We start from the raw sequence: 9,662 nt of genomic DNA on the forward strand, positions 1-9,662 counted from the left end.
GGTGTGATGCGCATTGTAGGGGAGTTATCTGCTGAAGATAACCCAACCTTTATTGCCAATATTCCGAATATCCCGCCTATCGTTGATGAAGTGTATGATATAGGGACAGAACAAGACATATTGGATGTGAAACCGGAAGAACAACCAAGTGGATGGGTTACATTTTTAACAACCATGATCCCGTTTGTTATAATATTCATTTTGTTTTTCTTCTTGCTTAACCAGGCACAAGGTGGCGGAAGCCGTGTAATGAATTTTGGTAAAAGTAAAGCCAAAATGTACAATGAAGAAAAGAAAAAAGTTCGTTTCCGTGATGTTGCCGGTGCAGATGAAGAAAAACAAGAATTGGTAGAAGTGGTGGATTTCTTAAAAGATCCGCGCAAATTTACGGCAATAGGTGCCAAAATACCAAAAGGGGTACTATTAGTTGGTCCTCCTGGTACTGGTAAAACATTACTTGCCAGAGCCGTTGCAGGTGAAGCAGGTGTACCATTCTTCTCTATAAGTGGTTCTGACTTTGTGGAGATGTTTGTTGGGGTCGGTGCGTCCCGTGTTCGTGATTTATTTGAGAATGCAAAGAAAAATGCACCATGTATCATTTTTATAGATGAGATTGATGCAGTTGGTCGTCAGCGTGGAGCTGGTGTTGGCGGGGGCCATGATGAACGTGAGCAGACCCTGAACCAGTTACTAGTTGAGATGGATGGTTTCGGTGAAAATGAAGGAATTATCATTATCGCTGCAACAAACAGACCGGATATTTTAGACCCGGCATTGTTACGTCCAGGCCGTTTTGACCGTCAAATTACAGTAGATCGTCCAGACTTAAAAGGACGTGAAGATGTATTAAAAGTACACGCGCGCAATAAACCTTTAGCTGATGATGTGTCACTAAAGACGATTGCGATGCGTACACCGGGATTCTCTGGTGCTGATTTAGAGAACTTGCTAAATGAGGCAGCATTAGTTGCTGCTAGATCTGATAAGCAGAAAATCGACATGGATGACGTGGATGAAGCAATTGACCGAGTGATTGCAGGTCCTGCGAAGAAGAGCCGTGTCATTTCTCCAAAAGAACGAAATATTGTTGCCTACCATGAAAGTGGACATACCATTATTGGAATGGTGCTTGATGATGCCGATATGGTGCATAAAGTAACCATTGTCCCGCGTGGTCAAGCTGGCGGTTATGCTGTCATGCTTCCGCGTGAAGATCGTTATTTCATGACAAAACCAGAATTGCTTGATAAAATCACCGGACTATTAGGTGGTCGTGTAGCAGAAGAAATTATCTTTGGTGAAGTAAGTACCGGAGCTCATAATGATTTCCAACGTGCAACAGGGATTGCTCGAAAAATGGTCATGGAATATGGTATGAGTGATAAGATTGGACCACTTCAATTCGGAAGCAGCGGTGGCCAAGTATTCTTAGGCCGCGATATGCAATCAGAACAGAATTACAGTGATGCCATTGCCTATGAAATTGACCAGGAGATCCAAAATTTCATCCAAGATTGTTATGACCGAGCAAAACAGATTCTTACTAATAACAGAGAGAAGTTGGAATTAGTTGCCAAAACACTGCTTGAGGTGGAAACACTTGATGCAAGTCAAATTAAATCATTATTCGAAGATGGTGTAATGCCTGATCCTGTGGTCTCAGAACAAGATGGCAAGGATAAAGGCACGAATAATAACCAGGCAGAGAAAAGTGATGATTCAGCAGATGTAAAGGTAAATATTCAGAAAAAATCTGAGCAAAGTTATTTTGATAAAGATAGTGAAAGCTATTTCGATAAAGATAACAGTAATGAAGAATCAAAAGATAAAGATAAACAATAATATGAATATGAAAAGCGGTTCCTGCTATGGAACTGCTTTTTTTTACATTATAAGAGAAGAAGGTTAAAATGTAGGAAGAAACTAGCTATCTTTTGGAGAGAAGTGCAGTTAACTAACAGAACGGCTTAACCATTCCTTTTAACTTGCTTAATTGCGATTTTTGACTATACAATATGAAAATGACCACTACTAAAAATAAAGGGCTGAAAAAGATGATCTTTGTATTGGACGTTGGAAACACGAATACGGTGTTGGGTGTTTTTTATAAGGGTGAGTTGACCTATCAATGGCGTATGCAGACAGATAAAAATAAAACAGAAGATGAATATGCCATGTTTATAAAATCATTACTGGAACATGAAGGACTAAAGTTATCTGATATTACTGGTATGATTATTTCTTCCGTTGTCCCGCCAATATTATTTGCATTGCAAAGAATGGCTGATAAATACTTTCATTGCAACCCAATGGTGATTGGAGAGGAAAAAGTAAATCCGGAATTGAAAACGAGGTATCCTAATCCGAAAGAGTTAGGTGCAGATAGAGTTGTTAATGCAGTAGGGGCAATAAAAGAATATGGTGTTCCGAGCATTATTATTGATTTTGGTACAGCAACAACTTACTGTTATATCAATGAAGAGGGAGAATATGTAGGAGGAGTTATTTCCCCGGGAATAAACATTTCCCTTGAAGCGCTTTATATGAATGCTGCAAAGCTGCCGAAGATAGAGTTGAAAAAGCCTGCTGGTATCATGCAGTCTGGTGTATATTTTGGCTATGTTGGCCAAGTTGATGAAGTTGTAACAAGAATTAAGGAAGAGGTTGACTCTAATCCTCGGGTTATAGCAACAGGAGGTTTAGCTACATTAATTGCTAAAGATTCTAAAACAATTGATCATGTTGATCCATACTTAACGTTAAAAGGATTATATGAAATATATTTAAAAAACGAACAAAACTTCCATTAAAAGGAGAGATTAATATGAGCGATTATTTATTAAAAGCAACAGCGTTTGATGGAGAAGTGAGAGTATATGCCATTAGGTCTACAGACACAGTAGAAGAAGCGAGACGAAGACAAGACACATGGGCTACTACCTCTGCGGCATTGGGAAGAACGATCACCATAACTGCTGTTCTTGGTGCCATGTTAAAGGATGATGCCAAGTTAACAGTTAAACTAGAAGGAAACGGACCAGTTGGTGCTGTTATTGCAGATGCAAATGCAAAAGGCGAAGTACGCGGGTATGTCATCAATCCCCATGTTGATTTTGAATCAAATGCCCAAGGGAAACTTGATGTAAGAAGAGCTGTGGGAACGGAAGGCACGCTAAGTATTGTAAAAGATTTAGGATTGAAGAGTAATTTTACTGGCCAGGTACCAATTGTCTCAGGCGAAGTAAGTGAAGACTTTACTTATTACTTGGCAAACTCTGAGCAAATTCCGTCAGCAGTAGGGGCGGGTGTATTAGTTAACCCTGATCATACAATTTTAGCAGCAGGTGGTTTTGTGCTGCAAATGATGCCAGGCGCATCTGAAGAAACAATAGCAAAAGTAGAGAAGCAAATAGAATCAATTGATCCAATCTCTAAATTAATTCAAGATGGAAAAACACCAGAGGAGATTCTGGAGTTATTAATTGGTGATAAAACACAGTTAAACATTTTGGAGAAAATGCCTGTGTCTTTCTCCTGTCCATGTTCCAAAGAAAGATTGGCTGCAGCAATTACTAGTTTAGGTAATGAAGAGATTGATTCAATGATCAAGGAAGATCATGGGGCGACGGCATCCTGTCACTTTTGCAATGAAACATATACCTTTAATATTGATGAATTGAAAGCATTAAAAACCTCTTAGGGAGGAAAGTGTGTGAGTTTATCAAAGCTGAGTTTATGGATTGTTATTTTTCTATTGCTTATTACCAATATTTTTACTCTTTTCTTTTATAAGGATGAGGAGAAAATTGAGGATCAAATCGTTTTTAAAACAGAAGCTGGTCCACTTGCAACCATTAATGGTGAAGAGATTAACCGCAACGATGTCAGCCAGAGACTGATGGATCAGTACGGTGAACAGACGTTGATCGATTTGGTCAATGAGAAAGTGGTCTTTTCATTGGCCGAAAAGAATAACCTTGTTATAGAGGACAAAATAATGGAGCGAGAACTCTCCAGATTACTTGTAATGCAAGGATTAGTGGCGAAACAAGAAATGGATCAATTAAAAAAAGACTGGAAGAGGCAAATAGAATACCGGTATTACTTGCAGCAACTGCTCACAAAAGATATGGAGATCAGTGATTCAGAAGTTAAACAATACTATGATACTTACAAGCGACAATATAACTTTGAACAAAGAATCCAGTTATCTCATATAGTTACACCTTCATTGGAAAAGGCGGAAGAAGTTTTGGCAGAGTTGAATTCAGGTGAAAGTTTTGCAGCTGCTGCAAAAGAGTACTCGATTGACGAGTCAAGTGTTGATGGCGGTTATTTAGGGTTTTACAGTGAGACAAGTAGTTTTATACCACCAGAGTATTTCCAGCAGGCAACTCAGTTAGAATCAGGCAGTTTCAGCAATGCATTTGAAACCAGCCAGGGGATCGCAATTATTTTTGTCCATCAGATTCTGCCTTCGATCACATTTACCTATGAGGAAGCATTTCACGAAGTGAAGCAAGACCTTGCATTAGAGCAGTTAGATCAAAGCATTAATGCAACAACTCTGTGGGATGAAGCAGAAGTAAAAACAATCCTTGATAGCCAGTAATTAATCAAGTTCTTCCAACATATAGGTTGACAAAAATAAGCCTATTCGTGTACATTGTATATAAAACCAATTATATTACTTGGAATTGAGGAGGAAATATGATGAAGGTAGCTCAAAATATAGCTGAATTAATAGGTAACACACCAATTGTTAAGTTGAACCGCACAGCAGATCCAGAAGGTGCAGAAATTTACTTGAAGCTTGAATATTTTAACCCAGGAAGCTCTGTAAAAGACCGTATTGCTTTAGCGATGGTAGAAGATGCTGAGGAGAAAGGCCTTTTAAAAGAAGGGGATACAATTATTGAGCCTACAAGCGGGAATACTGGTATTGGTTTAGCGTTAATCGCTGCTGTGAAAGGTTATAAAGCAATTTTAGTAATGCCAGATACTATGAGTACGGAAAGACGTAATTTATTGCGTGCATATGGTGCAGAACTTGTCCTTACTCCAGGTTCTGAAGGTATGAAAGGTGCTATCAAGAAGGCAAGTGAGCTACAAGAAGAAAATGGATACTTCATGCCTCAACAATTCAACAATGAAGCAAACCCGGCTGTTCATGCAAGAACGACAGGAAAGGAAATTGTAGAGCAAATGGGAGATCAGCTAGATGCGTTTATCTCAGGCATCGGAACTGGTGGTACAATCACTGGAGCTGGCAAAGTTTTAAAAGATCATTATAAAGATGTAAAAATATATGCAGTAGAGCCAACTGACTCAGCGATTTTATCTGGTGGCAATCCAGGCCCTCACAAAATTCAGGGGATTGGAGCGGGATTTGTTCCGGAAGTACTCAATACAGACGTGTATGATGAGATTATTACGGTAACAAATGACCAGGCATATGAGACTGCTCGTGAAGCAGCGAAAAAGGATGGTGTCCTTGGTGGAGTTTCATCAGGTGCAGCTATCTATGCAGCGAAACAAGTTGCAAAACAATTAGGTAAAGGTAAAAAAGTATTAGCAGTACTTCCAAGTAACGGAGAGCGTTATCTATCAACACCACTTTACCAATTTGATCAAGAATAAACGATTTAAGAGCGATTATCTCCATAAGATGATCGCTCTGTTTTTTTACAAGAAAAATAATACATACTTATGCTATAATAATCACTTGTAGAATGAAAAATGTCACTTATAAAGGACGGATTATAATGAGTGAGTGGTTAAGGACGAAAATAAAAGACTTCCACTATTCGAAACAAACGTTAATTATGGGTATATTAAATGTAACGCCAGACTCTTTTTCGGATGGAGGCAATTACGTTTCTATTGACCATGCGATTGCCCAGGCAAAGAAAATGGAGCGTGAGGGTGCGCATATTATTGATATTGGTGGGGAATCGACAAGGCCTGGTCATCAGCCAGTCTCAGAGCAGGAAGAGATTGAAAGGGTAGTTCCTGTAATTGAGGCTATATCAAGGGAGGTTGATCTACCTGTTTCGATTGATACGTATAAAGCAGAGGTTGCAAAGCAGGCGGTAAAAGCAGGAGCTTCCATTATTAATGATGTCTGGGGTGCCAAAAAAGAACCGGCAATTGCAAAAGTAGCCGCAGCACACAATGTCCCAATCATTTTAATGCATAACAGACGAGAGGCAAACTACCAATCCTTTGTAGAGGACATGCTGGCAGATGTGAAAGAATGTGTGCAAATTGCAATAGATGCCGGGGTAACAAGGGACAATATTATTGTTGATCCGGGAATTGGATTTGCCAAGAACTATGAACAGAATATTCTTGCAATGCAAAACCTGGATAAATTGAAACAGTTGGGCTATCCAGTTCTGCTGGCAACATCAAGAAAGTCTGTCATCGGGCAAGTGTTAGATTTGCCGGTTGACCAGAGGGATGAAGGAACAGGAGCGACTGTTTGTTTTGGTATTACTAAGGGTGTAGAATTAGTTCGTGTACATAATGTTGAAATGGCGGCCAGAATGGCAAGAATGATGGATGCATTAATAGATAAGGGAAGTGAAAGGCATGGATAAAATTTACCTTAATCAAATGATGTTTTATGGCTACCACGGCTTATTTCCTGAAGAAAGAAAGCTAGGGCAGCGCTTCTCTGTTGATTTAATTTTGGAATTGGATTTGTCAAAGCCAGGGAAGACAGATCAGATGGAACATTCTATTAACTATGGTGCTGCTTATAAACTGGTGAAAGAAATCGTTGAGGGAGAAGCGGTCAATCTTGTAGAAGCATTAGCAGAGAATATTGCCACACAATTGTTACTTGATTTTTCCCTGTTGCAGGCATGCAATGTGAAAGTATATAAACCAGATCCGCCAATTCCGGGACATTATCAATCTGTTGCTGTTGAAATATACAGGGAGAGAAAACAATGAACCGAGCATTTATTGCCCTTGGCTCCAACATTGAACCAAGAGAGGACTATTTGAAGAAAGCAGAGCGCCTGTTAGCTGAGCATTCGGATGTAAAGCTTATCTCCTCTTCTTCCATATATCAAACAGAACCTTTTGGTTATACTGATCAGGCATCATTTTTGAACAAAGTACTGGAAGTGGAGACGATGATGGAGCCAATACCCTTATTGGATCTTTGTCAAAAGATTGAATCAGAGCTTGGCAGAAAAAGAGAAATAAAGTGGGGCCCACGAACAATGGACCTTGACATTTTATTGTTTAATCAAGAAGAAATAAAAACAGATCGCTTAATTATCCCGCATCCGTATATGCATGAAAGAGCATTTGTGTTAGTACCGTTAAGTGAGATTTGCCCGAATTTATTTTTGCCGCATGTCAATAAGGATATTTCACAATTAATGGATGGAATAGCTCGTGAAGATAAAAAAGGAGTCGTCAAATGGCAACGAACAAATGGGGGAATAGAATAAAGGCTTTTCGAAAGTTGAAAGGTTATACGCAAATACAGTTTGCAGAGGAACTGGGAATCTCTGTCTCACAGTTAGGAGACTTAGAAAGAGGTAAAAAGATTCCAACAATGGATCATTTAGAGACGATCGCCAATCAGCTAGATATATCTCTGGATGAGTTAGAGCCGCAAAAAAGAAAGGAGGGATAAACATTCTGGTAATTGGTACATACTGGACCTTCAGTTCTGATTAGCAACGGTGGCAAGTGTGGGTATCTGCAGCGTTATCAGCGCTGTGAATAATGAACATGATATGTAGATGAAGATGGAAAACTGATGAACATTCAGGTTTTCTGCAGATATCGAGACTTAGTAGATAAAGCGAAATTTGTTGATAAAAATATAAATGCAGATATAATCGATTTAAAATAACTTTAGTTGAGGTGAAGGTAATGAGCGAAGAATTAAATGAACAGATGCGTGTGCGGTTAGAAAAATTAGAAGCATATAAAGAAAAAGGTTTAGATCCATTTGGGGATAAATTCAATCGCACACATCTTGCAGAAGAATTAAGAGAAGCCTATGATCAATTTTCTAAAGAAGAATTAGAGGAAAAATCAATCGAAACAACAATTGCTGGTCGGATTATGACTAAGCGCGGTAAAGGAAAAGCGGGCTTTTCTCATATTCAGGATCTAAGTGGACAGGTTCAACTGTATGTTAGAAAGGATACAGTCGGAGAGGAAGCTTATGAAGTATTTAATACTGCAGATTTAGGGGATATTGTTGGTGTAACGGGTACAGTTTTTAAAACAAACGTTGGTGAACTCTCTGTTAAAGCGAATCAGTTTACTCTCTTAACGAAATCTCTGCGCCCTCTTCCTGAGAAGTTTCACGGTTTAAAAGATGTGGAACAAAGATATCGCCAGCGTTATTTAGATCTAATTACAAATATAGATAGTAAAGATACTTTTATAATGAGAAGTAAAATAATCCAGTCCATGCGTCGTTATTTAGATGATATGGGTTACTTGGAAGTGGAGACTCCAATGATGCACAGTATAGCTGGTGGAGCATCCGCACGCCCGTTTACTACCCATCATAATGCATTTGATATTCCTTTATATATGAGGATTGCAATTGAATTACATTTAAAACGTCTTATTGTTGGTGGAATGGAGAAGGTTTACGAGATTGGCCGAGTATTCCGTAACGAAGGTGTATCCACAAGGCATAATCCAGAGTTTACGATGATCGAATTATATGAAGCTTATGCAGATTACCATGATATAATGGAATTAGTAGAAAACATGGTAGCGCATATTGCAAAAGAAGTAATAGGGTCAACGACAATTGCCTATGGTGAACAGGAAGTTAACTTAGAACCAAAATGGACAAGACTGCATATGGTAGATGCTATTAAAGAAGAAACAGGAGTAGACTTCTGGCAGCAAATGACGGATGATGAAGCAAAAACTCTGGCAAAAGAACACGGCATCAGTATTGATGATAATATGACTTTCGGACACATCGTGAATGAGTTCTTTGAACAAAGAGTAGAAGAAAAGCTTATCCAGCCGACATTTATTTATGGCCATCCTGTAGCAATATCCCCATTAGCGAAAAAGAACAAAGAAGATGACAGGTTTACGGACCGTTTCGAGTTATTCATTGTTGGAAGAGAACATGCAAATGCATTCTCAGAGCTTAATGATCCAATAGATCAAAGAGAGCGGTTTGAAGCACAAGTAAAAGAAAAAGAACAAGGAAATGATGAAGCACACGAAATGGATGAAGACTTCCTGGAGGCGTTAGAATATGGTATGCCACCAACTGGAGGTTTAGGGATTGGAATAGACCGACTGGTTATGCTGCTGACAAACGCTCCTTCCATTCGAGATGTTTTACTGTTCCCGCAGATGCGTAATAAATAAGGTATAACAGCTCCGTTTTGGAGCTGTTTAATTTTTTTGTAAAAAGTTGTTGACTTCACTTATCCAACCGTGGTATATTATTATACGTCGCTGAAACACACAGCAAAAACTTAAAACAACTTGTTAAAAAAACTTATAAAAAGTTGTTGACAAGAACAAACTAAGTTGATATAATATAAAAGCTGTCGCAAAAACAGCAATAACATTGATCATTGAAAACTGAACAAAACAACCAGTATGAAAGAATATTTAAGAAACAAGCTAGCTTTTAGAAGCGAGCG

10 protein-coding genes are annotated in these 9,662 nt (G+C 38.8%); all 10 read left to right on the forward strand.

Features of this window, described 5'->3' with window-relative positions; translation table 11 throughout:
• On the forward strand, positions 1–1,842 hold a 1,842-nt coding region (gene ftsH / locus F9U64_RS19865), incomplete at its 5' end, for an ATP-dependent zinc metalloprotease FtsH (protein ID WP_228275811.1).
• Positions 1,843–2,054: 212 nt separating this feature from the next.
• Positions 2,055–2,810 (forward strand): type III pantothenate kinase, encoded by a 756-nt coding sequence (locus tag F9U64_RS19870; RefSeq protein ID WP_153406640.1) that lies wholly within the window; start codon positions 2,055–2,057, stop codon positions 2,808–2,810.
• Between the two features lie 14 nt (positions 2,811–2,824).
• The gene (gene hslO / locus F9U64_RS19875) at positions 2,825–3,700 is read left to right on the forward strand and encodes an Hsp33 family molecular chaperone HslO (protein WP_153406641.1); all 876 of its coding nucleotides are present in this window, start codon (positions 2,825–2,827) and stop codon (positions 3,698–3,700) included.
• Between the two features lie 12 nt (positions 3,701–3,712).
• The gene (locus tag F9U64_RS19880; protein ID WP_153406642.1) at positions 3,713–4,612 is read left to right on the forward strand and encodes a peptidyl-prolyl cis-trans isomerase; all 900 of its coding nucleotides are present in this window, start codon (positions 3,713–3,715) and stop codon (positions 4,610–4,612) included.
• Between the two features lie 101 nt (positions 4,613–4,713).
• Positions 4,714–5,640, forward strand: coding sequence for a cysteine synthase A (gene cysK / locus F9U64_RS19885; protein WP_194287449.1), 927 nt, complete (start codon positions 4,714–4,716; stop codon positions 5,638–5,640).
• Positions 5,641–5,765: 125 nt separating this feature from the next.
• Positions 5,766–6,602, forward strand: coding sequence for a dihydropteroate synthase (folP, locus tag F9U64_RS19890; RefSeq protein ID WP_153406644.1), 837 nt, complete (start codon positions 5,766–5,768; stop codon positions 6,600–6,602).
• Positions 6,595–6,960: a dihydroneopterin aldolase gene (gene folB / locus F9U64_RS19895; protein WP_153406645.1), complete on the forward strand. Its 366-nt coding sequence runs from the start codon at positions 6,595–6,597 to the stop codon at positions 6,958–6,960. Before folP ends, folB begins: the two co-directional genes overlap by 8 nt.
• On the forward strand, positions 6,957–7,469 hold the full coding sequence (folK, locus tag F9U64_RS19900) for a 2-amino-4-hydroxy-6-hydroxymethyldihydropteridine diphosphokinase (RefSeq protein ID WP_153406646.1): 513 nt from the start codon (positions 6,957–6,959) through the stop codon (positions 7,467–7,469). The genes folB and folK overlap by 4 nt, the downstream gene beginning before the upstream one ends.
• Positions 7,439–7,657, forward strand: coding sequence for a helix-turn-helix domain-containing protein (locus F9U64_RS19905; protein WP_153406647.1), 219 nt, complete (start codon positions 7,439–7,441; stop codon positions 7,655–7,657). Before folK ends, F9U64_RS19905 begins: the two co-directional genes overlap by 31 nt.
• A 242-nt stretch (positions 7,658–7,899) precedes the next feature.
• A complete protein-coding gene (lysS, locus tag F9U64_RS19910) occupies positions 7,900–9,381 on the forward strand; it encodes a lysine--tRNA ligase (RefSeq protein WP_153406648.1) in 1,482 nt (493 codons plus the stop codon).
• The last annotated feature ends 281 nt before the right edge of the window (positions 9,382–9,662 follow it).

This window comes from Gracilibacillus oryzae (assembly GCF_009498735.1).
Classification (GTDB): Bacteria; Bacillota; Bacilli; order Bacillales; family Amphibacillaceae; genus Gracilibacillus; species Gracilibacillus oryzae.